Source organism: Agrobacterium vitis (assembly GCF_013426735.1).
Classification (GTDB): Bacteria; Pseudomonadota; Alphaproteobacteria; order Rhizobiales; family Rhizobiaceae; genus Allorhizobium; species Allorhizobium vitis_D.
On record NZ_AP023272.1, the window covers coordinates 1,918,843 to 1,942,448 of the forward strand.

Consider the following 23,606-nt stretch of genomic DNA (forward strand, 5'->3'; position numbering starts at 1 on the left):
GCGCCTCCTGCCGCATTTGCAGGCTTTTTGCCGTTGACGCTTGCGGTCAGACTGGCTATCACTTTGCCCATGATCAATTTTAACATTCTTCTCGTGGTGGGTACGCGCATGGGCATGACGGTGTGACCGTCAGGCAATAGCCTCCCATGCGCGACAGACAGGCTCCTTCCAGGGGCCTTTTTTTATGGCCAAAATCACGATAACAGCAGCATTCGGGAAATAGCGGGAGCAGACATGACTGGCACAGACAACAGGATGACCGGCGCAGAAATTGTTTTGAGGGCGCTGAAGGATAATGGGGTCGAACATATATTCGGCTATCCGGGCGGCTCAGTACTGCCAATCTATGATGAAATCTTCCAGCAGGACGAGATCCAGCATATCCTCGTGCGTCATGAACAGGGTGCCGGCCATGCTGCTGAAGGGTATGCCCGCTCGACCGGCAAGGTCGGGGTCATGCTCGTCACATCAGGTCCTGGCGTCACCAACGCGATTACGCCGCTGCAGGATGCCTTGATGGACAGCATTCCGCTGGTTTGCCTGTCCGGCCAGGTGCCGACCACGCTGATCGGCTCGGATGCGTTCCAGGAATGCGATACGGTTGGCATTACCCGCCCCTGCACCAAGCACAATTGGCTGGTCAAGGATGTCAACGATCTGGCCCGCATTATCCACGAAGCCTTTCGTATTGCCAAAACCGGACGTCCCGGCCCTGTCGTCGTCGATATTCCGAAGGATGTGCAATTTGCCACCGGCACCTATACACCGCCGGAAAACCACACGATCCAGCGCAGCTATCAGCCGAAAATGCAGGGTGACTCCAGGGCGATCCAGGCGGCTGTCGAGTTGATGGCCAGCGCCCGGCGTCCGGTGATCTATTCGGGTGGTGGTGTTGTCAATTCCGGGCCGGAAGCCTCCAAGCTGCTGCGCGAATTGGTGAGCCTCACCGATTTTCCGATCACCTCGACCCTGATGGGTCTGGGCAGCTATCCGGCATCGGGCAAGAACTGGCTGGGCATGCTGGGCATGCACGGCTCCTACGAGGCCAATATGGCCATGCATGATTGCGACGTGATGGTCTGTATCGGCGCGCGGTTCGATGACCGCATCACCGGTCGTCTCAATGCGTTTTCGCCCAATTCCAAGAAAATCCATATCGATATCGATCCGTCCTCGATCAACAAGACCGTGCGCGTCGATATTCCCATCACCGGCGACATCGCCCATGTTCTGGAAGACATGGTGCGTCAATGGCGGGCGCTGGCGAAAAAGCCGGATGCGGCCCAGACGGCGGAATGGAAGGCCAGTGTTGCCGGTTGGAAGGCGCGCAAGTCCTTCTCCTATACGCCGTCCAAGGATGTGATCATGCCGCAATACGCCATCGAGCGGTTGTCGGCGCTGAGCCTTGGCCATGACACCTACATCACCACGGAAGTCGGCCAGCACCAGATGTGGGCTGCCCAGTTTTTCGGCTTTGAACAGCCGAACCACTGGATGACGTCCGGCGGTCTCGGCACGATGGGCTATGGTTTCCCGGCGGCGATTGGCGTGCAGATCGCTCATCCGGAAAGCCTGGTCATCGACATCGCCGGCGATGCTTCGATCCAGATGTGCATCCAGGAAATGTCCTGCGCCGTGCAATATAACGCTCCGGTGAAGATCTTCATTCTCAACAACCAGTATATGGGCATGGTGCGCCAGTGGCAGCAGCTGCTGCATGGCAACCGGCTGTCCAACTCCTATACCGAGGCCATGCCTGACTTCGTCAAGCTGGCCGAAGCTTACGGCGCGGTCGGCATCCGTTGCGAAAAGCCCGATCAACTGGATGATGCGATCCTGGAGATGATCAACGTCAAGAAGCCTGTGATCTTCGACTGCCGTGTGGCCAACCTCGCCAATTGTTTCCCGATGATCCCATCGGGCAAGGCGCATAACGAAATGCTGTTGCCGGACGAGGCGACGGACGATGCGGTGGCAACGGCCATCGATGCCAAGGGCCGTCAGCTCGTTTAACACCAGGAGGAGCCAAGAGTTATGAACGCACATCTACAACCGACCGGTTCGGCCTACTTTATCTCCCCGGAAACGGCGGCCGTCGAAAGTCATACCCTGTCCGTGCTGGTCGATAACGAGCCGGGCGTTCTCGCCCGTGTCATCGGCCTGTTTTCCGGGCGTGGCTACAATATTGAAAGCCTGACCGTCTCGGAAACCGAGCATGAGGCGCATCTGTCGCGCATCACTATCGTCACCCGTGGCACGCCACTGGTGCTGGAACAGATCAAGGCGCAGTTGGAGCGGATCGTGCCGGTCCATCGGGTGCTGGATTTGACCGTGCGCGCCCGTCAGCTTGGCCAGGAGCGGCCAATCGAGCGGGAAGTGGCGCTGGTCAAGGTGGTGTCCACTGGCGAAATGCGGGCCGAAACGCTGCGGCTGGCCGACGCCTTCCACGCCAAGGTGGTGGATGCGACGGTGGATCACTTCATTTTCGAGCTGACCGGCAAGTCCTCGAAGATCGACCAGTTTGTGTCGATCATGAAGCCGCTGGGGCTGAACGAAGTCTGCCGCACCGGAATCGCCGCCATGAACCGTGGCTCGCAGGGTATGTGATCGCTACCCTGTTGCTGCTGAACTATTTGAGGGCGTATCCGGCTTCAATCCGGATGCGTCTTTTGTTTTCCCCGGAGTTGTTGGTTCATTCCTCTTGACAAGTATGTTGCACTACACGGACTTGTGATTTTCGCTTTACGCCCCGGTTTGAACAAAAGTGCTAATGGCGCGTTAACGGCTTACCAAACACGGGAGCCTGCCATGAAAGCAGCAACAGTCGTAATACTTATCGCATCCTTGTCTCTTCCGGCTGGTCTTGCGGCAAAGGGACTTGTTGAACGCCAAATACCTTCGGCGTCTTTTGCCAGCGCGTCACCAAGGATGGATTCTTCCTTTATGGCGGTCAAGCTGTCCAAGACCTCGCGTCTTCCCCTGGAGCATCAGTCATCGCATGACGAGCAAAGCGCGCTTGGCGACGATGCTTCGAGTGAATGGGCGCTGGATTGTTACGATGCCTATGGTTCAGATGGTGAGGCTGCTAGTCAGGCAAGCTTACAGGCCTGCTTGAAGGGCTGATACAAACAATCATTGAAAATGACTCTTTGTAGTATTTCATTTGAAAATATCTCAAAACTTTGATGCATTTGAGATATTTTCAATTTCTCCAGGTCTGGGCTGCGTCAGCATGTTCGAGACTTGGTATGATATGAAAAAATACGTCAGTCACAGCATTTCCAGCGGCTGCTTTTGCTGAGGTGGTGGAAATGCTGCATCAAGCCGCGCGAGATCCTCATTCGTCAGGTCGAGATCGACCGATCCACGGTTTTCTTCCAGCCGGGATAGGCTCGTGGTCTTCGGGATCGACAACACGTTATCGCGCTCAAGCAGAAAAGCGAGCGCCACCTGCGCAGGGGTTGCCTGGTTGGCCTTTGCCACATGGATCAGCTCTGGGTTCTGAAGAAGTCGTCCCTGTTGGATGGGCGAATAGGCCATAACGGCAACGCCGTGTTGTTGGCACCAGGGCAGAAGATCATATTCCACACCACGGCGGCTCAAATTGTAGAGTATCTGGTTGACTTGGCAGTTGGCGCCGTTTTCGACGGCAAACAATTCCTCCATATCATCGACATCAAAGTTCGAGACGCCCCAGGCTTTGATCTTGCCTTGGCGTTTCAGTGTCTCAAACGCATCGACCGTGTCTGTCAACGGGTGTTCGCCGCGCCAGTGGAGCAGGTAGAGATCGAGACAGTCGGTGCCGAGCCGTTTGAGGCTGGATTCACAGGCGCTGATCGTGCCGTCGCGGCTGGCATTCCACGGCGCGACTTTCGAGACAAGATAAGCTTCGTCACGGCGGGTTTTCAAGGCTTGGCCGATAAGGCGTTCGGTACTGCCGTCTCCATATTTTTCCGCGGTGTCGATCACTGTCATGCCGAGATCAAGCGCATGGTTCACGGCGGCAATTTCATCTTTCGCCGCACTCGCATCCTCACCCATCATCCAGGTGCCGAGGCCAAGAGCCGGCACGGTTAGGCCGCAGGGCAGGGTAACCGTGGGAATGATATCGTTCATAATCTTGCTCCCGAAGTTGGCGGTCAGGATAACAGGGTGGTTGGAACGGGCAAGACGAAAACAGTCAATCATGTCACCAAGACAATCTGATGGTAGAGACAAGTGATAGGTCAGCTATATTGACTTAAAATCAATTGGAACCATCTTTTATGGCTGCTGAGACGCTTGTCGCCTTGATCCTCTTTGCCTTCACCACGTCGATTACGCCGGGACCAAACAACATGATGCTGTTTGCGTCAGGGGTAAATTTTGGCTTTCTGCGCACCCTGCCGCATATGTTGGGTATCGGTGTTGGCTTTTTCACGCTGTTGATCGGCGTTGGCCTGGGGCTGGGCGCCTTGCTTGCGGCAGTACCCGTGCTTTACCATGGGCTGAAAATTGCCGGTGGCCTCTATTTGCTTTGGATTGCCTGGAAAATCGGCTCATCACGCAGTTTGGGGGAAGGCAAGGCGCAGGCAGCGCCAATGTCTTTTCTGGCGGCAGCGGGATTTCAATGGATCAACCCCAAGGCCTGGGTGATGGCCGTTACGGCAATGGCGACCTATACCAATCCGCAATTCTATTGGTTCACGGTGTTTCTGGTCGGCCTGGTGTTTGCGCTGGTGAATGTGCCTGTCGTCTCGACCTGGGCTGGTTTCGGTTCGGTGCTGCGGGAATGGCTGTCCAATCCGGTGCGGTTGAAGTGGTTCAATATCACCATGGCCACGCTGTTGGTCGCAAGCCTGTGGCCTATGCTGGCATAAAGCGCTTTGTCCTTGCTTTTGCCCCGCGAATCCGCGCATTTCCTCGCTATGGAATTTGCACCTCAACAGGATGAAGCTCTCAAGGCCGTTGCCAAATGGCTGAAGGAGGGAAAGACCCCGGTTTTCCGTCTGTTCGGCTATGCCGGAACCGGCAAGACCACGCTTGCCCGGCACTTTGCCGAGAATGTCGATGGCGATGTGTTGTTTGCGGCCTTTACCGGCAAGGCGGCGCAAGTGTTGCGGTCGCGTGGGGCAACGACAGCGCGCACCATTCATTCGCTGATCTATCGTCCGCGTGGCGAAGAGGAAGTGTCGGACGAGGAAACCGGCAAGACCTCGATGACGCCGATGTTTTCCGTCAATCGTCAAAGCCCGGTGGCCAAGGCCGCCCTGATCGTCATCGACGAGTGCTCAATGGTCGATGAGCAGCTTGGCCGCGACCTGATGAGCTTTGGCACGCCCATTCTGGTTCTGGGTGATCCCGGCCAGTTGCCGCCGGTGACGGGCGGTGGTTTTTTTACCGAACAGGCGCCGGATTATCTGCTGACGGATATTCATCGCCAGGCCCGTGACAATCCGATCATCCAACTGGCCATGCAGATTCGCGAAGGCAAGGAAATCATGCATGGCGATTACGGCAGCACGGCGCGGGTGATTTCCAAGAATGAGGTGACGCAGGATCTGGTGCTGAATTGCGATCAGGTTCTGGTCGGCACCAACAAGACCCGGCGACGCTACAACAAGCGGCTGCGCGAATTGAAGGGCTTTACCGCTGATTACCCGCAATCCGGTGATAAGCTGGTCTGCCTGCGCAATGATCAGGTCAAGGGTCTGCTGAACGGCTCGCTTTGGCAGGTGATGACCTCTTCACGAGAGACGGTGAAACCCGGCATGAACCTGCTGATCAAGCCGGAAGATGACGACATGGATCGAGGTGCTGCCAAGATCAAGCTGCTGAAAGCGGCCTTCGAAGACGTCGAGACTGAAATTCCTTGGACGACGCGCAAGCGATACGACGAGTTTGATTACGGCTATGCGCTGACGGTGCATAAGGCCCAGGGCTCGCAGTGGAACAATGTTGTGCTGTTCGATGAAAGCTGGGCGTTTCGTGATACGCGCGAGCGCTGGCTCTACACCGCCGTGACCCGTGCGGCAGAGACGCTGACCATCGTCCGGTAAGGGGCGTCCGGTAACGGGACTGGTCGGCTTTCTAATTGGCGACGATGCCCAGCAGCACCGCTTTTGCCACAGCCTGGAACCGGTTTGTCGCCTGGACCTTGCGCATAATGCTGGCTTCCAGAGCAATCACGGCTTCGAAGGTCATTTGCATGGTTCGCGCTACCCGCACCTGGGTATAGCCTTCCGCCATCAGCGACAGGCAGTGATGCTCCAGTTCGGTCAGATCTATGCCATGGCGCAGTGTCGGCATCTCTGTTTCACCCTGATCATCTTCGCGGGTGAGAAGGCTGTTGATCTGTTCGATCTGGCGAAACATCATGGATTGCGATGCAATCAATTCCCGTTTCCGGGCCTCCAGCGCCGTGTTGAGAAGCTCATTGGCTTGTGCCTGCGTGATGGTGCCGCTCAGTTCGGCAAACAGATCTTGAATGGCGGCAATCGGCATGCCGATCTCCCGGCAGGTGTTGATCAGCGCCATGCGGATAATGTCTCGATGATAATAGACCCGCATCAACCCCATGCGGCTTGAAGAGAGGAGGTTCTTTTCCTCATAGAAATGCAGGGTTCTGTGGGTGACGCCAAACAGATTGGCCATTTCGGAAATTGCCACCGGCTCCGGTGGTAGGTCTTCGGGCAAAGGCAGATCCGGCATCATGGCAAGACCTGCTTTCAGGATGGGAGTGATGGATTCGGTAACGTCAAGAAAGTCGGGCTGGCCTGCCATGCGATAAGTCCCCCTTGTCCCGATAATGTCGGGAAATATTCTCATTTCGTTCCAATATCGTTCTCGGTTGATCTCTCCATTGGTTGCGGTGTTCTATGTTGCTACCCTGGAGATGTGGTTGCGTGATGCTCGAAACCTGGAAATACTTGAACCTCCCGCCGAAGAATTTCCAAAACGTGATGATGTCCGATCTAAAGATGCTCGATCTAAACTCTTGTTTGTAAATATATCATCAGTTTTACTAAAATTCAAACCCATGGTTTTTAGGGCTTCGGATTTTTTCTTCGAGGTAATTTTTCGGACATAAAGATTCGAACACGCTTTCACGCTTGCCAGTGCTGTTCACCCTGGATGGATTTGCGGTTCGGTTGGCCCAAAAGAGGCGTCAGCAAAGCAAGTCCCCATTCTGTCCGACAATTTCTGGCGACCGATCATCAATTTGCATCGATTTATTGCATAATCTCGTTGGTCTTTTCAGCGTCAAGGTTTTACAGAAGTGGATGGACGGCGATGACCGTCTGGGTGCGGACTTTGAGCGCCGCAGCAAGAAAACGGGTTTCGCCAATGCCAGCAAAATTATCCGTCAATCTGAATGCCATCGCCATGCTGCGTAATCGGCGCGATCTTCCCTGGCCGGATGTCCGGCATTTCGGTCGCCTGGCGCTTCAGGCGGGCGCTCAAGGCCTGACTGTTCATCCCCGGCCCGACCAGCGGCATGTCCGGTTCAGCGACCTGCCGCTGCTGCGTGCGTTGATCGATGACGAGTTTCCAAAGGCCGAGTTCAATATCGAGGGTTATCCCAGCGAAGATTTTCTGCGGCTTTGCGAAGAGGCGCAGCCGGAGCAGGTGACGTTGGTCCCCGATGACCCGTCTCAGGCTACCTCTGATCATGGCTGGGATTTCGCCGCGCATCAAGTGTTTTTGACAGATGTCGTTGCGCGATTGAAGGCGGCAGGCATGCGGGTTTCCCTGTTTGCCGATGGCGATGGGAATGCGCAGGCGGTTGCCACGGCCAAGGCGACCGGCGCCGACCGGATCGAGCTTTACACGGGGCCATATGGCAGCTGTTATGACGCGCGAGAAAAAGCGGCCAGTGAGCTTGCGCTTCTGGGGGCAACCGCTGATGCCGCGCATGCGTTGGGCCTGGGCGTTAATGGCGGCCATGATCTGACGGTCGCCAATCTTCCGGCGCTGGCGGAGCGGATTCCCTTCCTGGCCGAGGTCTCTATCGGTCACGCGCTGACGGCGGACGCGCTGGAATTCGGCATGGCCGAAACCGTTCGGCGTTTTCGCCGGGCCTGCGGCGAGCTGGCCTGAGGTCCCCGCGCCACTTAGCCAGATCTACATATTTCAAGATGTGCCATCCAGAATGACGCCATGCTGAGCAGAGATTGCTTGGCGTCATTCTGAGGTCACGGGAGCCTATGCCGGTTGGTCGATATGGATCGATCAACCGATAACGGAGGCCTTGTTTGCTTCGATGAAGGCCTCTAGCGGCAGCAGTGGATGGCCCGACAAGCTTTGCGCATCATCGGTTATCACATCCAGGTCACCGGCGCGGATGGCCGTATCGATTGAAGCGAACACTGGCGCTACGGGTTTGGGAATGCCGGCAGCGACCATGCCGTCTTCCAACTGCTGGTCGGTGATGTCGACCACGGCAAGCGGCTTGCCCGTGGCTTTTTCGGCCAGGGCGGCAATCTCTCTGTTGGTATAGGCGCGGCTGCCGCTGAGCGTATAGATGATGTTTTCGGCCACAGGCTTGGCCAGAGCGCTGGCAATGGCGCGGGCAATGTCTTCTTGGGCGATATAGGCGGTCTTGCCCTCTCCGGCGGATGTGTGCCACTGGCCGCTGGCCAGCGCTGATGGCAGCGTCATGAACAGATTTTCCATGTACCAGTTGTTGCGCAAAATCGTATAGGCAAGGCCGGAAGCCTTGATGGCCTGTTCGGTTTGCGCATGTTCGGGAGCAAACAGGATCCTGGATGTCTCCGGATTTGGCATGGACGTGTAGAAAATCCGGCCGACCTTGCCATTGGCGGCGGCGGCAACCGCTGCCTTGTGCTGCTCGACGCGCGAACCGATGGCATCGGTGGAAATGATCAGCAGCCGGTCAATGCCGGAAAAGGCCTGGTTTAGCGATGCCGGATCGGTGAAGTCGGCCTGACGTGTTTCGATGCCTTTTGCGGCAAGATCCGCCAGACCAGACGGGTTGCGGCTGGCAGCGATGATATCAGCAGCGGCAACATGCTGGCTTTCCAGCAAATGGTTGATGACAAGTCTTCCAAGCTTTCCGGATGCTCCGGTAATCAGTATTTTGGTCATATTTCTCTATCCCAGCTCCTGCATAATTCCTTGAACCGGAATTGGTTGAAGGGAAATTATCCAGTGGATATAGAGTGTTACAGAGTTGTCTCCGCGTTTTATAAAACGCACGGCCTGTAAAACTCGATACCCTATTATCTTGTTGCTCTCAATTTGAGACCAGCACTATAATCAGCCTTTTGGAACTGCTGTAAAGAAGGCAGTTTTAGCACCTTTGGTTACAGAAAGGGTACCATCATGAACGATGCCACGCAGCGGGCTGCCTCGGAGGCAATGACGAGGGGGGTAAGCAAAAGCAAGCGGGCGGAAGACAATTGCCCGGTGCGCTCGGTGATTTCCCATGTCGGCGACAAATGGTCGACGCTCATTCTAGGTTCGCTTGCCGAGAAACCCTATCGCTTTGGTGAGCTTCGACGCCTGGTGCCGGACATTTCCCAGCGTATGCTGACCCAGACCCTGAGAGACCTGCAACGCGATGGTTATGTCCACCGGCAGGTTTTCCCCACCAAACCGCCCAGCGTTGAATATGGTCTGACGGAGATGGGCGAACAGCTGGTATTTTCACTCAAATATCTCGTGGAATTTGCCATCGACAATCATGCTCGCGTGGTCGAGGCCCGAGCTCGGTTCGATAGGCAGAATGTTTGAGGCTGAACGCCTGCATAATTTCCTAAATCGGCGTGGATTTAAACAGACGATTATACAGCAGGATATAAAGAACTATAGCGCCGTGCGCCATATATTGAGCACGGCGCTATTGCACTGACGCATTCACTTCGTTCATGCTTTCGTGCACTCATTTTTTGTTTATGCATCGATTTTTCCAAACTCGGCTGAAGCCTCCGTTTGGATCGATGCACTATGGGTGCCAAGACCCCGCTGAATTGGCTTCTCGGTAAAGCTGGTTTCTGGCGGCTGCCAGACTGATGTTGGACTAAAAAACCACCCGTCGTCCGTGGTCGAATGTCACAATATCCTGCGTCTTCTCAAGAAAAATAATATATAAGTCTCTAATTTTATTGTATAATCTCAGCGGAATTTTCATATTCCACATATTTCGCGCTAGCTAATTTATTAATAGATTATAGGGAGATTTCGCCTAAACTTCATGCTGGCAGTATCATTTGGGTTGGTATCCGTGACGCTCTCGACAGAGCAGAGCCTGTTCTCGCGCCTTCCTCAGTTCGTCGGAAAGGGACTACACGTAATGTTTGGAATTTCTAGTGTCGCTCGGATGCAGACCCAATCTTTGAAACTGATTACAGCGAATATTATGATCTCGGATGTTGATCTGAACATTCGTTATATGAACGAATCCGTCATGGAACTACTTAAAGAGGCTGAATCTGACCTCAAGAAGGAACTTCCCCGCTTCGATTTTAACAAACTCATTGGCAGCAATATCGATATTTTTCATAAAAACCCATCCCATCAGCGCAATATGCTGGCTGCTCTCAAAACGCAGCACCGGGCGACGATCTGGGTTGGTCACCGCGCGTTCGATCTCATCGTCACGCCGTTGCGGGAAAGTGGAAAAACCACTGGCTTTGTTGTCGAATGGGCCAATGCCAAGGAGCGATTGCAGAACCTGGATTACCAGGGGCAGATGATGGCGATTAGCCGTTCTCAAGGTATTATCGAGTTTACTATGGAAGGTGAGATCGTTACCGCCAACGAAAACTTCCTCAAAGCCATTGATTATAAGCTGGACGACATAAAGGGTCGTCACCACAGCATGCTGGTTGACCCCGAATACGCAAAATCAGCCGACTACAAAGAGTTCTGGGCTGGCTTGCGCCGCGGAGAAGTTCAATCGGCAGAGTTTGTTCGCTACGGCAGGAACGGAAAGAAGGTGGTTATAAACGCTGCCTATAACCCAATCCTGGACTCCAAGGGCAAGGTTACAAAAGTCGTCAAGTTTGCCACGGACGTGACCGAAAGAGTGAATGCGGTCAATGCGATTGGCACTGCCCTGACGCGGCTGGCGCAAGGTGATCTGAGCTTCACTCTGGATACCCCGTTTGCGCCGGATTTTGAAGAATTGCGCCGCACGATGAATGATGCATTGCTTCAGATGCGCAACACGCTTGGCGCGGTGTCGCATTCAACCAGCCAGATCGACAATGGCACACGCGAAATTAGCCAGAGTGCAGAAGATCTGTCCAAGCGAACCGAGCAGCAGGCCGCCTCCCTGGAAGAGACCGCTGCGGCGCTTGATGAAATTACTGTCAACGTGACGAATGCCTCCAAGCGCGCAGAAGAAGCCCGCCATTCCGCATCGACAGCCAGCGACAATGCGGTACGCTCTGCTAAGGTTGTCGAAGATGCTGTTGGCGCGATGTCGCGCATTGAAAATTCGTCCAACCAGATCTCCAATATCATTGGGGTGATCGACGAAATCGCCTTTCAGACCAATCTGCTGGCGCTGAATGCCGGTGTCGAGGCGGCTCGTGCCGGTGAAGCGGGCAAGGGCTTTGCCGTGGTCGCGCAAGAGGTTCGCGAACTGGCGCAGCGCTCTGCTCAGGCAGCCAAGGAAATCAAGGAACTGATCCGCAATTCTTCAAACGAGGTAAGCACCGGGGTAAGATTGGTGAGCGAAACGGGCGAGGCGCTTCGAACAATCCAGCAGAATATTATTGCGGTCAATGAACATATGGAAGCCATTACCAGTTCGGCGCGTGAGCAGGCCACCGGCCTTTCCGAAGTCAATGCGGCCGTCAACCAGATGGATCAGGTGACGCAGCAAAATGCGGCGATGGTAGAAGAGACGAATGCTGCCGGTGCATCGCTTGCCCAGGAAACGGCGCGTCTGCGTGAGTTGATTGAAAAGTTCCAGCTGGGTGGTACCGGCATGAGGCCTTCGTCACGCCAGCTTGGCGCGGCGACGTCAGCGCATCGGCCCACGACTTCGCCCGCACGGGAGTTGATGTCGAAGGTGGCGGGTTCCGTCGCATCTCAATCCGGCGGCTGGAGCGAGTTTTAAAAAACTAATTAGATTTAAACCGTTTAGCGCCGTGCGTTTTATAAAACGCACGGCGTTTTCTATCCAATCCTTTAGATTCTACTCCGTTTGCCGCCGTTCCGTCAGCAGCAATACGAGCGAGGCGGCCGGAAAGCAGAGGCCGATCCAGGCGGTTAGCGACCATCCGCCGGTGGCGTAGGCCCAGCCGCCGATGGCTGAGCCAAGCGCTCCGCCAAGAAAGAATGTCGCCATATAGATGCCGTTGAGCCGGCTGCGGTGGGCGGCTGTCATCGAATAGATGATGCGCTGGCCGCTGATCAGATTGGCCTGTACGCCAAAATCCAGGGTGATGGCCGCAAGTGTCAGGCAGATCACGCCGGTGATCGGGGAGGTTTCAATCGCATAACGGCTAAGCAGGAACGCAGCGATGCCCAGCACCATGGCGCCGATGGAAATCTCCCGGGTCAGGCCGCGATCAGCCATTCGTCCGGCAATGGGTGAGGCGATGGCACCGGATGCTCCAGCGAGCGCAAACAGCGCGATGCCGTTTTGGCTCAGGCCAAAATGCGGGCCTGACAGCAGCAGCGGCGTCGTGGTCCAGAACAGGCTGAAGGCACCAAACATACCGGCCTGATACAGCGCCCGGCGCTGGAGCACGCGGTTGGTCAGCGCCATATGGGCCATGGAGGACAAAAGGGCGCCGTAGCCGATCTGCGCATGCGGCTGGCGGCGGGGCAGGGTCATGCCGAGCACAACCATCAATCCGATCATGGCGACCGCCGAAAGGACGTAGATGACATGCCAGGACGAGGCCTCGGCGATGAAGCTGGCAATGGGCCGGGCCAGCATGATGCCGCAGAGCAGCCCGCTCATGACATTGCCGACAACCCGCCCGCGTGAGGCATCCGGCGCCATGCTGGCGGCAAAGGGCACCAGAACCTGGGCGGCTGCGGAGGCAAGGCCAATACCAAGGCAGGCCAGCAGGAAAAGGCCCGGCGAGGTCGAAAGCGCGCCGCCCAGCAGGGCCAGCGCGGCAAGACCAATCAGGATGAGCACCAGCTTGCGGTTTTCGATCAGATCACCCAGCGGCACCAGCAGCAGCAGGCCGAGACAGTAACCGAGCTGGGTAAGGGTAACGATCAGGCCGGTCGCCTGGGGTGAGAACCCCAAATCCGCACTGATCGGTCCAGCCAGCGGCTGGCCGTAATAGAGATTGGCGGCGATAAGCCCGCAGGCCAGGGCGAAGATAAAGGTCAGGGCTGGCGACAGGGCGTGTTCGGAATCGTGCCGCAAGAGCGGGCTGGAAAGGGTCATGGTGGTTGCTTCTCGGCTTGGGGCGCCATGGTCTTGGGAGGATGCCATGGGACAATAGTGAGTGGGGATTGGTGTGAGTGAGTGCCTGTTGAATGATTCAGCGAATAGCAAAGTGTTACGGCGAAGCTCAGCGCGTCGTGCTGCTGCACGGTGCTGTAAGGGATGAAATCCTGGTCAGTCCAAAAGCCGCAGCGCCGCTTGCGCCACGGCCTGCATCTCGTCTTCTGTCCGGCCTGTCTTGCCGACCACGCGCATGCCCATCGTCAGGCAGAGCAGGGCGCTGGAGATGACATCGGCATTGAGATCGGCTCGGATCGAGCCATCGGCCTGTCCGGTGACAATCTGATCCTTCAGGCGCTGCTGGTTGGCGGTAAAAGCAAGACCCACCCGAGAGGAGGCTTCCGCATCCAGCAGTGACAGATCATTGGCGCCGCCGACCACGAGGCAGCCTCGCCGGCCTGCCGCACCATGGGCGTGTTCGGCGTAATGCTGCAAAAGGGCAAACAGCTTTTCCCGCCCGGTCTTAAGCGGTGCCATGCGCTTCAGGATCATCGCATGACGCACCGACCAGTAGCGATCGAAGGCGGCCAGAAACACACCGCGCTTGTCGCCGAACGCCTTGTAGATACTGCCTGCCGTTAATCCCATGGCTTCGGCAAGTTCACTGACCGAGGCGGCCTGGTAGCCCCGTTCGGAAAACACCACCAAGGCGGCGTCCAGCGCCACGTCCGTGTCGAATTCCCGAGGGCGGCCCGCTGGTCTGCCGGATTTTGTTTGCTGGTTCATCATGGCTCTACAATAGGAAATGATCGTTTCCAAATCAAGCAAAAAATTGACTGCGATCAACAAACCGCAGTCAATGCGTTCAGGCTATCTTCTTAACCTGTTGCGGAGTGAGCGAAAATTCCACCGCAGACCCACAATGAATAGCAGTGGAATCAAAGCCCGGCAGGCAAAGATCATTTGGATTGAGCAGAAGGCAAATCTCGGTGCAGCCGAGAATGACGCAGTCGGCACCGTCTGCCTTGGCCTTTTCAATGATCGCCAGATAGGCAGCCCGCGACTGTGCTTCGACGCGACCCGCGCAGAGTTCGTCGAAAATCACATCATGGACGATGCCGCGATCCTCTGCGCTTGGCACCATGGGCAGCAGGCCGAGGGCGCGCATGCGATCGGTGTAAAAGCCATGCTCCATCGTGTAGCGGGTGGCCAGCAGCAGGGGCCGCTTGAAGCCGGCGTCTTTGATGGCCTGGGCCGTTGCATCGACAATATGGATAAGCGGCACGGAAACACGGGCCGCCACGGCATCGGCAATCAGATGCATGGTGTTGGTGCAGATCAACACGCATTCGGCACCGGCGCGCTCCAGGGCAGCAGCGGCATCGCCCAGCACTTTTTCCGCCAGATCCCAACGGCCTGCCTTCTGGTAGCCGACGATCTGCGAAAAATCGACCGAGCGCATGACGATTTCAGCTGACGCCAAACCGCCCAACTGATGGCGAACTGCCTCATTGATGAGCCGATAGTAAACCGCCGAGCTTTCAAAGCTCATTCCGCCAATCAAGCCGATCATTCGCATTGTCGTGTTCCCCTAGTGTCTTTGGTGGTGATGAACAAAACTATGCCAGTGGATTGAAGCGGTTGATTTGCAAACTTCTCGAAAATCACCATAAGTTCCGCACAAAAATTGCGAGAAAAATGTGAAATGCGCGTATGCTTTGCGTGTTCATCCTGGAAGGCGGAGGATTAAGGCGTGATTGACGAAAGAGACAGGAAAATTCTGGACCTGCTGCAACGGGATGCCGCTATTGCGGTGAGTGATCTGGCCGACAAGGTTGCCCTATCGGTTTCGGCCTGTTCGCGCCGTATCCTGAAACTGGAAGAGGGGGGCTATATCGAGCGACGGATCGCCGTGCTCAATCGCGACAAGGTGGGCGTGCCGACCACTGTCTACGCGCTGGTCAAAACCGCGCATCATACCGATGAATGGACGGAGGAGTTTCGCCGGGCGATCACCGATATCGCCGAAATCGTCGAGGCGCATCGCCTGACCGGCCATCATGATTATATCTTGAAGATCGTTCTGCCACGGGTCGAGCATTACGACGTGGTTTATCGGCGGCTGGTGCGGCGTATCGAGCTTTTCGATGTGTCCGCCTCGATCTCGATGGAGACGATGAAAAGCGGGTCCGCTGTGCCGGTGGATTATGCGGTATGAGAGCAGGCGAAACGCCGCAGGCCGGCGTTTCGTATCAATGACGCATCCCTATCGAGATGGTCGCGGCAATCAGCCGTTATATTCGTTGCGGTGATGCGGCTTCTTCGTGGGGGCCTTGAACTGCCATTCGCTGCTGGACGACTGCTGGTTTCTGTCATCCGTGTTCAGTTGCGCCGCCGTTTGCGTTGACGCAGTGGACTGGGCAGGCTGGGTGGTGGTCTTTGTCGTGGTTGCCGCAAACGATGCGGATGCACCGATCAGGCTTGCGAGCACGGCTGTTGCGATAAAGGTTTTCATGGATATCTCCAACTTTGCAAGTGGATAAAATTAAGTCGAACTATTCGGTTCGATGCCTGGAATCTGGGCGTTTTTGGTGTGCTTTGCAACGGCGCGCGCCTGTCAGAAAAGGCATTGCAGGCATGCGTTGGCGTCTCTTGTCGAATTGACGTTATAAAAGCCCAGCATAATCAGCTTATTACTTGTGCTGCCTTAAGGGATTTTCGCCTTGGATGGTCTTCTCTCGACGGTCTCACTTCCTTTTGATGCGTTATGGCGTTCAAAGGACATGGATGTGATGGAAAATTGTGCAGTCGTAGCGTTATCAATGGTTCTGCCGATATGGTGCGAGTAAGCGCCGGGGATGTCGATCCTTATTCTCTGCACATGCTTTGGTTTGTCACCCAGGGAACAAACCTCTGCCCCGTTGGTTACCTCTACAGTACAAACAAGGAGGATAACCCAATGAATCATACCAATCACGTTCGTCTCACCACTGCTGAACTCACCCCTGCCGTGCTCGAAGGTGCAACCATTTATGGTGCTGACGACCATAAGGTCGGCAAGCTGGATCATGTTCATGGTCTGGGTGCCAGCGGCACAGCGATCATCGATGTCGGCGGCTTCCTGGGTATCGGTGCAAAGCCGGTCGGCGTTCCGCTTTCGGATCTGCAATTCATGCGGGATGAAGATGGCGACGTCCATGCTGTTACCACATGGACAAAGGATCAGCTGAAGGACATGCCTGCGCATAAGGACTAATTGTCCCAGGCATGACAGTCAGAAGATTTCCATGACTTAGGTTATGTGAAAGTTCGCTTAAATACTATATTATGGCCATCCTGGGGATCAGGGTGGCCATTTTCATGGGATATAGAGTTGGTTTGGGCTGGGGAAGGGGCGTCGTCTGCGGGGCGACCCGAATTCTGTCTGCGGATGTTTTGTATCGCTGCTCCGCTTACAAAGGTTTTTTCGATCGAACGACCGGACGAGCCTTTTCATGAGGTTCGCGACTATCGACACGTTCGTTAATGACGTCCTAAAGGCATGCTCCGCATTGCGAGGAAATTTCCGGATAACGACCGTGGCCTTGACGGTTTTTTCGGCGGTCGTTTGTGTGATGCCAACCCTTTTACACGCTGAAAATCTCCCCTGTAGTGGTCGTAAAGCGGGCATCGCAATGTGTCGCGGCGATCTTTTTGTCTGCAATGATGGCTCAATCAGCGCCAGCAAGAAGTCATGCTCGAGATTTATGGGGGGAACGGGAGGTCGGCCGGATGGTCCCGCGTTCAACCTGACACCGCCCATGGCTCCATCCTTGGCCCCATCTTCGGAAGGATCTTGCTCATGCCGTTCTGGCAGCTTTTGCGTTGGTCCCCGGGGTGGACGGTTCTGCCTTACCGACAGCGGTACAAAAAGCTACTTGAGGAGATGACTTTCCACCTTTTGTCGGGCAGGGGCGGGTGGATTATTCCGCCGCCATGGGCATCAGGGCCGTTACTATGCCGATTGGCCGCTGGAAACAGGGTGCGATAGTTCCTACATAGATTGCATTCCAACCATAGGAGTTACGTCCATGACGAGTGAACGCGCAGTGTTGGCAGGCGGTTGCTTCTGGGGCATGCAGGACCTGATCCGCAAGCTTCCCGGGGTCATCGCTACCCGAGTGGGATATTCCGGCGGCGATGTCGCGAACGCGACCTATCGCAATCATGGAACACATGCCGAGGCGATTGAAATTATCTTCGATCCATCAAAGACAAGCTTTCGCGATCTCTTGGAGTTTTTCTTCCAGATTCATGATCCAAGCACGCCTAATCGGCAAGGAAACGATGTCGGCGTCAGCTATCGTTCCGCGATCTTCTACACGAGTGAAGAGCAAAAGAAGGTTGCCGAGAACACCATTGCCGACGTGGATGCTTCCGGCATCTGGCCTGGCAAGGTCGTAACCGAACTGGCGCCTGTGGGTGATTTCTGGCAGGCCGAGCCGGAGCATCAGGACTATCTTGAGCGCATTCCAAACGGATATACCTGCCATTTTCCGCGACCGCACTGGAAACTTCCGAAACGTCAGGCTGTGGCATAACAGTCCTCCAAAGACGTTCCGCCTTTTGACGGCGGCAGATTCTCGACTTCCCTTCTCAGTCTCTCGCTTGAGATCATTGAGCATTTCCGCTTTTCAGTGAACCGCGGAAATGCTCTCTCTCCCCTTTTTCAAAGTCTTCCCCCCGCCAAAACCGCTTGGCGCTTTCGCCTGAAATTTCCCCTTCTTCCTATCATCACTGCATTCTTCAGCCTTATCAGTCACTCAGGCGCTTGACGAGCATTGCGAAGCGCGTTAACAAGAACCGTACCGTACGGTACTTAGATTGAAGGGCGTTCACTGTGTCTACCAATGCCATGCCAACAGCAGAGTTTTCTGCACGCCAGAGCGCGGTTCTGGCGGAGGCCCTGCGCCTTTTGGTCGAAGGCGGCGACAAGGCATTGACCACTGCCGGTTTGGCGCGGGCAGCCAATTGCTCCAAGGAAAGCCTTTATAAATGGTTTGGCGATCGCGACGGTCTGCTGTCAGCGATGATTTCCTATCAGGCCAGCAAGGTGCGCACCTTCGAGCGCGCCGGCGAGCGCCTGACGCCGCAGATGCTGGCGGATCATTTGCAGGTTTTCGCCCGCGATTTGCTGGATGTCCTGTCCGGCGAAATCTCGCTGGCGCTGAACCGTCTTGCCATTGGCCAGACCAGTCGCGACGGCTCGAAACTGGGGCAAATGCTTCTGGAACGTGGCCGCCGCCAGATCGACCGCCGGGCGAGGGCGCTGCTGGATGCCGGACGGCGCGATGGCCTGTTGCGGTTCGAGGACGGCGAGGATGCCTATCGGACGCTTTACGGCCTGATCGTTTCCGATCTTCACGTTCGCCTGCTGCTGGGTGAAAAACCCGAGCCACGAAAATTCGACGCCCGCGCACACAAGGCGGTGTCCGCCTTTCTTGTGTTGCACGGCACGGACAAAACATCGTCAGCGTAAATCCTGGCGAAGGATAAAATACTCAACATCAGACATAGCATAGGGAAGGATAACACAATGCGCGTCTATTATGATCGTGATGCCGATTTGAACCTCATCAAGGCGAAGAAAGTCGCCATCATTGGCTACGGCTCCCAGGGCCGCGCTCACGCGCTGAACCTCAAGGATTCGGGCGCACAGAACGTCGTGATCGCTCTCAAGGCTGGCTCGGCCACCATTGCCAAGGCTGAAGCCGATGGCTTCAAGGTCATGACCGTTGCCGAAGCGGCTGCCTGGGCTGACCTGATGATGATGGCAACCCCTGACGAATTGCAGGCTGACATCTACAAGGCTGACATCGCTGGCAACATCCGTGATGGCGCAGCCATTGCTTTCGCCCACGGTCTCAATGTTCACTTCGGCCTGATTGAGCCAAAGAACACCGTTGACGTTGTGATGATCGCACCGAAGGGTCCTGGCCACACGGTTCGTGGCGAATACCAGAAGGGCGGCGGCGTGCCTTGCCTCGTTGCTATTCATCAGAATGCGTCCGGCAACGCCCTTGAAGTGGCTCTGTCCTACGCTTGTGGCGTTGGTGGTGGCCGTTCGGGCATTATCGAAACCACCTTCCAGGAAGAATGCGAAACCGACCTGTTCGGCGAGCAGGTCGTTCTGTGCGGCGGTCTGGTTGAGCTGATCCGCGCTGGCTTTGAAACGCTGGTTGAAGGCGGCTATGCGCCTGAAATGGCCTATTTCGAGTGCCTGCACGAAGTGAAGCTGATCGTTGACCTGATCTATGAAGGCGGTATCGCCAATATGAACTACTCGATCTCCAACACTGCTGAATGGGGCGAATACGTCACCGGTCCGCGCATTATCACTGCTGAAACCAAGGCTGAAATGAAGCGCGTGTTGCACGACATTCAGACCGGCAAGTTCACATCGGACTGGATGCAGGAATACCGCGCAGGTGCTGCTCGCTTCAAGGGCATTCGCCGCATGAACGACAAGCACCAGATCGAAGAAGTCGGTGCCAAGCTGCGCGGCATGATGCCTTGGATCGCCAAGAACCAGCTGGTTGACAAGGCTCGCAACTAATCGTTTAGATGGCAATAGGGTCGGGATTTTTCCGGCCCTATTCGAATCCGCTTCCTAAATATATTCCGTGCTCTGACATTTTATCGTTTGCTTCGTCAGTGTATGTATTGATGTGCGAAATGAAATCGTTCAGCTTAAATGCTCTTCGAGGGAATTTATCTGATTTTATAATTACTGCGGCGTCGATTTCTTCTTTGCTTCTGGAGGCCTTTAAAGGGTCAGAGTGAGCATATAAAGCCATACCAATATTTTTGACTACGTCGATTTCAACGCCATGGATTATATTTCCGATCAAGTCCCATACTGAAATTGACGATATATTATTTTTTTCTTGTTCCGGTTTCATGCATTGTATTGATTTTTCTTTTAATTTTGATGTCGTTTCTGTTATTTCTGCAAGTTTTCTGACTGATATAGATAGTATTAGAAGATCTTTTTTGCATATATCTTCAGATATATTATAATACTCTCCGTGACCAATTGCTTTTAGGCTTCGAGAGGTCGAGTATGCTGCAAGTCGCGCTGTGGATACGACTGTATCATCAAAAGCATGCCTGCAAAGTGCTCGGTCGAGTGATTTTTTTGAACTTAAAGTCATTTATAACTCGTATGGCTGACTATTTTATAACTAAGAGGAACGCGTTGCAATTTCTATAACGGCCTCTTCGAACCGTTCCATGTGTTGAAAATAGGATACCCCCTTGATCGGGGGCAGATCCATAAAGGCCGGACCACCCAGCCAGAGCGGGACATCTGCCGGTAACGCCTGTCGGATCTCATTGATCTCTAGCGCAAAATTGCGGATACGCTTGAATGTGCCGCTGATGCATACGACCGTCGAGCCGGATTGCCTTGCCATTGCAGCGAAGTCCTTGGCCGGAAGCTGGGCGCCGAGATACGTGATGTGGATGCCATGGCTGCGGGCGATCAGCGCCGCCACTAGCCCGCCAATATCATGCAATTCGCCTTCAAGCGTGGTGAAGACTATTCTGTGTGAACCGCGCGGCGATGCCAGGAGTTTGAACGCGCCGTTCAACAGCACCCTGACCGAAGACGAGGCGAGATGTTCTGACGCGATGGACAGGTGGCCTTCCGCCCAGCGCCGGCCGATCTCCGCCATGAATGGCAGGACGACGTATTTTGAAAAATCAATAGGCCCCAGCGCAATGAAGCGGGTGCTCAGCAGCCGGTCCAATGTCTCTCCATCAAGGGTTTCCACGGCCTTAAAAACAGGCTCCAGGTCGTCCAAACGCTCCTGGTTCATCACGGATCGTTTCAGCTCTTCGTTCGATAAATGGATAATGGAGCCGATCCTTTGCCCATTATCGACGCAGGCCTTCAGCAGTTGCAACCGGATAAGATCCTCATGCCGGTAGATGCGGCGACCAGTCTCGGTGCGTTTGGGTACGATTGCTGCATAACGACGCTCCCAGGCATGCAGGACCAGCTTCGTCAGGCCGGTCTCGTTCACGACTTCACGAAGCGAATAAGTCTCCTTCATAGCCCGTCGCCTTATTTTATATTGTAGCTTCAAATAATATACGAAATGGCCGATGATAGTGCAAATCGACTTTCTGTCTATGTTTGGATAATCGGCGGAGCTCCCTCCCCAGCGCGGAGACGACAATTTTGTCGATGGCAGAGGGGCTGAATGCCCTGTGCCGGACGGACCGTTTTTCTTCTGTGCGGTGATTTTTTCTGTTTTTTTAAAATCACTTAGTGATTTTACCATTAAAAATTAGGGGTATTTAAGTGTCCAGAATAACCCGATATTTACTTGGTTTGCATAATATACAATTTTTAGAGATTGCTTCTAATTTAGAGGTTGATTGTATATATTTCTGTGTGACACTGATGTCATCAAAGTCGCAGTACGACGCGCTTGCAGATCAAAGGTCGAAGGATTCAGGCATGACTATTTTTGGACTGGGTGCTGATGCCAGATCGGAAGTTTCGGCTCTTCGCAAGTCGCAGGCCGTCATAGAATTCAGCTTGGATGGCACCATTTTGGACGCCAATGACAATTTCTGCCGGGCGCTCGGCTACAGTCTGGCTGAAATCAAAGGCAAGCACCACCGCATGTTCGTCGATGCCAGCGAGGTTGAGACCAGCGATTACCGGAATTTTTGGGAAGGCTTGCGGCAGGGTAAATTCCAGCGCGCCCAATATCGTCGTGTTGCCAAGGACGGTCGAGATGTGTGGATCGAAGCCTCATACAATCCGATAATGAAGGGTGATAGGCCCTATAAGGTGGTCAAATATGCCACGGATATCACCGCAGTAAAATTGCAGGCGATGGAGGATGATGCCAAGCTGAAGGCGATTTCGACCTCGATGGCGGTCATCGAGTTTACCCCTGATGGCAAGATCATCACCGCCAATGAAAACTTCTGCAAGGCGATGGGCTATAGTCTGACGGAACTTGTCGGGCGCCATCACAGTCTGTTTTGTGACAAGGCCTATACGTCTTCCACAGACTACACATCTTTCTGGCGCGATCTTGCGGCTGGACGGACCTTGGCCAATGAGTTCCGGCGCATCGCCAAGGATGGCCACGATGTCTGGATACAGGCCTCCTACAATCCGGTCTTCGACACACGGGGGAAAGTTTACAAGGTAGTGAAGTTTGCAACCGATGTGTCGAGCAGGATGGATGCTATTTCCCATCTGGGTGCCGCACTGAAGGCGCTGGCGGGCGGCGATCTGACCGGTACGCTGAACAACATGTTCGTGCCAACCATGGAAAAACTGCGCGTCGATTTCAACGAAGCCCTCAGCCATTTGCGCAAGACAATGGATGGCGTTGCCCTCAGCGCGCGGTCCATCGCATCGAGCACCAATGAAATCAAGGAGGCCGCCAACGACCTGTCGCGCCGTACCGAAGCACAGGCCGCCTCTGTGGAGGAATCGGCGGCGTCTCTGGAAGAAGTCACGACGACGGTTGCCGACTCCGCCAAGCGTGCCGAGGAGGTTGGCCGATTGATGGAGCAGACCCGGCTGCATACGGAGCAATCCAGTGTTATCGTCAGGGATGCCGTGGTTGCCATGAACGAGATCGAGCAGTCGTCCGGGCGCATTTCGAGCATTCTGGGCGTTATCGATGAAATCGCCTTCCAGACCAATCTTCTGGCGCTGAATGCCGGTGTCGAAGCGGCCCGCGCCGGTGAAGCAGGCAAGGGTTTTGCGGTCGTCGCCCAGGAGGTCCGCGAGCTGGCTCAGCGCTCGGCTTCATCCGCCAAGGAAATCCGGCAGTTGATCAGCACGTCCGGCAAGCAAGTTGACCATGGCGTGGACCTTGTTGCCCAGACCGGCTCGGCTCTGGAGAATATCCTCAATCAGATCCGTGCCATCGATACAAATGTCACGGCAATTGTTCACGGCACCAAGGAACAGACCACCGCGCTGCGGGAAATCAACAGTTCCGTCAATGCCATCGACCAGTCCACGCAAAAGAATGCAGCGATGGTTGAGGAAACGACGGCGGCGGCATTCTCGCTTTCCAAGGATGCCGATGATTTGTTCCAGATGGTTGCTCAGTTCAAGACCTCTCCGTCTGGCTCTTCGTCATCCTATTCTCGCGCCGCCTGACCCCACAATCCGTCTATTGTGTTTAGTAAGGCGCCGTGCGCTCCAAGCGCGCGGCGTTTT

The 23,606-nt window shown here is 55.1% G+C and carries 23 protein-coding genes; 14 read left to right on the forward strand and 9 right to left on the reverse strand.

Annotated features, from left to right (window positions below):
- Positions 1 to 234 precede the first annotated feature (234 nt).
- The 3 genes from H1Y61_RS08765 (at position 235) to H1Y61_RS08775 (ending at position 3,123) form a co-directional block, all read left to right on the forward strand.
- Positions 235 to 2,013 carry an acetolactate synthase 3 large subunit gene (locus tag H1Y61_RS08765; RefSeq protein ID WP_081355388.1) on the forward strand — a complete coding sequence of 593 codons (1,779 nt, stop codon included), beginning with the start codon at positions 235 to 237 and terminating at the stop codon, positions 2,011 to 2,013.
- A gap of 21 nt (positions 2,014 to 2,034) precedes the next feature.
- Positions 2,035 to 2,607: an acetolactate synthase small subunit gene (ilvN, locus tag H1Y61_RS08770; protein ID WP_015916441.1), complete on the forward strand. Its 573-nt coding sequence runs from the start codon at positions 2,035 to 2,037 to the stop codon at positions 2,605 to 2,607.
- A 336-nt stretch (positions 2,608 to 2,943) separates the two neighbouring features.
- Positions 2,944 to 3,123, forward strand: coding sequence for a hypothetical protein (locus H1Y61_RS08775; protein ID WP_180572348.1), 180 nt, complete (start codon positions 2,944 to 2,946; stop codon positions 3,121 to 3,123).
- A 147-nt stretch (positions 3,124 to 3,270) separates the two neighbouring features.
- Here the strand turns inward: H1Y61_RS08775 and H1Y61_RS08780 are convergent, their stop codons facing one another.
- On the reverse strand, positions 3,271 to 4,116 hold the full coding sequence (locus tag H1Y61_RS08780; RefSeq protein ID WP_180572349.1) for an aldo/keto reductase: 846 nt from the start codon (positions 4,114 to 4,116) through the stop codon (positions 3,271 to 3,273).
- A gap of 149 nt (positions 4,117 to 4,265) precedes the next feature.
- Here H1Y61_RS08780 and H1Y61_RS08785 point away from each other — a divergent pair, with 149 nt between their 5' ends.
- Both H1Y61_RS08785 and H1Y61_RS08790 read left to right on the forward strand, forming a co-directional pair.
- Positions 4,266 to 4,859 (forward strand): LysE family translocator, encoded by a 594-nt coding sequence (locus H1Y61_RS08785; RefSeq protein ID WP_180572350.1) that lies wholly within the window; start codon positions 4,266 to 4,268, stop codon positions 4,857 to 4,859.
- Between the two features lie 48 nt (positions 4,860 to 4,907).
- Entirely contained in the window at positions 4,908 to 6,038 is a 1,131-nt protein-coding gene (locus H1Y61_RS08790) for an ATP-dependent DNA helicase (RefSeq protein WP_070150986.1), read from the forward strand.
- 31 nt (positions 6,039 to 6,069) lie between these two features.
- On the opposite strand, the gene H1Y61_RS08795 is transcribed toward H1Y61_RS08790, so the two are convergent.
- On the reverse strand, positions 6,070 to 6,762 hold the full coding sequence (locus H1Y61_RS08795) for a MerR family transcriptional regulator (RefSeq protein WP_174111221.1): 693 nt from the start codon (positions 6,760 to 6,762) through the stop codon (positions 6,070 to 6,072).
- Positions 6,763 to 7,326: 564 nt separating this feature from the next.
- Between H1Y61_RS08795 and H1Y61_RS08800 the strand changes: the two genes are divergently transcribed.
- Positions 7,327 to 8,079 carry a pyridoxine 5'-phosphate synthase gene (locus H1Y61_RS08800; protein ID WP_180574458.1) on the forward strand — a complete coding sequence of 251 codons (753 nt, stop codon included), beginning with the start codon at positions 7,327 to 7,329 and terminating at the stop codon, positions 8,077 to 8,079.
- Positions 8,080 to 8,211: 132 nt separating this feature from the next.
- Here H1Y61_RS08800 and H1Y61_RS08805 read toward each other — a convergent pair whose 3' ends face one another.
- A complete protein-coding gene (locus tag H1Y61_RS08805) occupies positions 8,212 to 9,087 on the reverse strand; it encodes an SDR family oxidoreductase (RefSeq protein WP_180572351.1) in 876 nt (291 codons plus the stop codon).
- A 273-nt stretch (positions 9,088 to 9,360) separates the two neighbouring features.
- Between H1Y61_RS08805 and H1Y61_RS08810 the strand changes: the two genes are divergently transcribed.
- Both H1Y61_RS08810 and H1Y61_RS08815 read left to right on the forward strand, forming a co-directional pair.
- Positions 9,361 to 9,735 carry a winged helix-turn-helix transcriptional regulator gene (locus H1Y61_RS08810; protein ID WP_174082366.1) on the forward strand — a complete coding sequence of 125 codons (375 nt, stop codon included), beginning with the start codon at positions 9,361 to 9,363 and terminating at the stop codon, positions 9,733 to 9,735.
- Between the two features lie 559 nt (positions 9,736 to 10,294).
- Positions 10,295 to 12,070, forward strand: a complete 1,776-nt coding sequence (locus tag H1Y61_RS08815; protein WP_180574459.1) for a methyl-accepting chemotaxis protein — start codon at positions 10,295 to 10,297, stop codon at positions 12,068 to 12,070.
- Between the two features lie 78 nt (positions 12,071 to 12,148).
- On the opposite strand, the gene H1Y61_RS08820 is transcribed toward H1Y61_RS08815, so the two are convergent.
- The 3 genes from H1Y61_RS08820 to H1Y61_RS08830 all read right to left on the reverse strand — a co-directional run bounded on the left by H1Y61_RS08820 (position 12,149) and on the right by H1Y61_RS08830 (position 14,942).
- Positions 12,149 to 13,363, reverse strand: coding sequence for an MFS transporter (locus H1Y61_RS08820; protein ID WP_180572353.1), 1,215 nt, complete (start codon positions 13,361 to 13,363; stop codon positions 12,149 to 12,151).
- Between the two features lie 174 nt (positions 13,364 to 13,537).
- The gene (locus H1Y61_RS08825) at positions 13,538 to 14,149 is read right to left on the reverse strand and encodes a TetR/AcrR family transcriptional regulator (RefSeq protein ID WP_409363933.1); all 612 of its coding nucleotides are present in this window, start codon (positions 14,147 to 14,149) and stop codon (positions 13,538 to 13,540) included.
- A gap of 79 nt (positions 14,150 to 14,228) precedes the next feature.
- Entirely contained in the window at positions 14,229 to 14,942 is a 714-nt protein-coding gene (locus tag H1Y61_RS08830; RefSeq protein WP_180572355.1) for an aspartate/glutamate racemase family protein, read from the reverse strand.
- A 174-nt stretch (positions 14,943 to 15,116) separates the two neighbouring features.
- Between H1Y61_RS08830 and H1Y61_RS08835 the strand changes: the two genes are divergently transcribed.
- On the forward strand, positions 15,117 to 15,581 hold the full coding sequence (locus H1Y61_RS08835) for an Lrp/AsnC family transcriptional regulator (protein WP_070150458.1): 465 nt from the start codon (positions 15,117 to 15,119) through the stop codon (positions 15,579 to 15,581).
- A gap of 69 nt (positions 15,582 to 15,650) precedes the next feature.
- Here H1Y61_RS08835 and H1Y61_RS08840 read toward each other — a convergent pair whose 3' ends face one another.
- On the reverse strand, positions 15,651 to 15,878 hold the full coding sequence (locus tag H1Y61_RS08840) for a hypothetical protein (RefSeq protein WP_180572356.1): 228 nt from the start codon (positions 15,876 to 15,878) through the stop codon (positions 15,651 to 15,653).
- A 444-nt stretch (positions 15,879 to 16,322) separates the two neighbouring features.
- Between H1Y61_RS08840 and H1Y61_RS08845 the strand changes: the two genes are divergently transcribed.
- The 4 genes from H1Y61_RS08845 to ilvC all read left to right on the forward strand — a co-directional run bounded on the left by H1Y61_RS08845 (position 16,323) and on the right by ilvC (position 19,958).
- Entirely contained in the window at positions 16,323 to 16,619 is a 297-nt protein-coding gene (locus H1Y61_RS08845) for a PRC-barrel domain-containing protein (protein ID WP_015916427.1), read from the forward strand.
- An 814-nt stretch (positions 16,620 to 17,433) separates the two neighbouring features.
- On the forward strand, positions 17,434 to 17,943 hold the full coding sequence (gene msrA, locus H1Y61_RS08850) for a peptide-methionine (S)-S-oxide reductase MsrA (protein WP_180572357.1): 510 nt from the start codon (positions 17,434 to 17,436) through the stop codon (positions 17,941 to 17,943).
- Between the two features lie 314 nt (positions 17,944 to 18,257).
- Positions 18,258 to 18,881, forward strand: a complete 624-nt coding sequence (locus H1Y61_RS08855) for a TetR/AcrR family transcriptional regulator C-terminal domain-containing protein (RefSeq protein ID WP_041698078.1) — start codon at positions 18,258 to 18,260, stop codon at positions 18,879 to 18,881.
- A gap of 57 nt (positions 18,882 to 18,938) precedes the next feature.
- Complete coding sequence (gene ilvC, locus H1Y61_RS08860; protein ID WP_015916424.1) at positions 18,939 to 19,958, forward strand: ketol-acid reductoisomerase; 1,020 nt, start codon at positions 18,939 to 18,941, stop codon at positions 19,956 to 19,958.
- Positions 19,959 to 19,995: 37 nt separating this feature from the next.
- Here the strand turns inward: ilvC and H1Y61_RS08865 are convergent, their stop codons facing one another.
- Positions 19,996 to 20,556 (reverse strand): hypothetical protein, encoded by a 561-nt coding sequence (locus H1Y61_RS08865; protein WP_180572358.1) that lies wholly within the window; start codon positions 20,554 to 20,556, stop codon positions 19,996 to 19,998.
- Between the two features lie 30 nt (positions 20,557 to 20,586).
- Positions 20,587 to 21,690, reverse strand: a complete 1,104-nt coding sequence (locus tag H1Y61_RS08870) for a MerR family transcriptional regulator (RefSeq protein ID WP_180572359.1) — start codon at positions 21,688 to 21,690, stop codon at positions 20,587 to 20,589.
- Positions 21,691 to 21,869: 179 nt separating this feature from the next.
- Between H1Y61_RS08870 and H1Y61_RS08875 the strand changes: the two genes are divergently transcribed.
- Positions 21,870 to 23,546 (forward strand): methyl-accepting chemotaxis protein, encoded by a 1,677-nt coding sequence (locus H1Y61_RS08875; RefSeq protein WP_180572360.1) that lies wholly within the window; start codon positions 21,870 to 21,872, stop codon positions 23,544 to 23,546.
- Positions 23,547 to 23,606 lie beyond the last annotated feature (60 nt).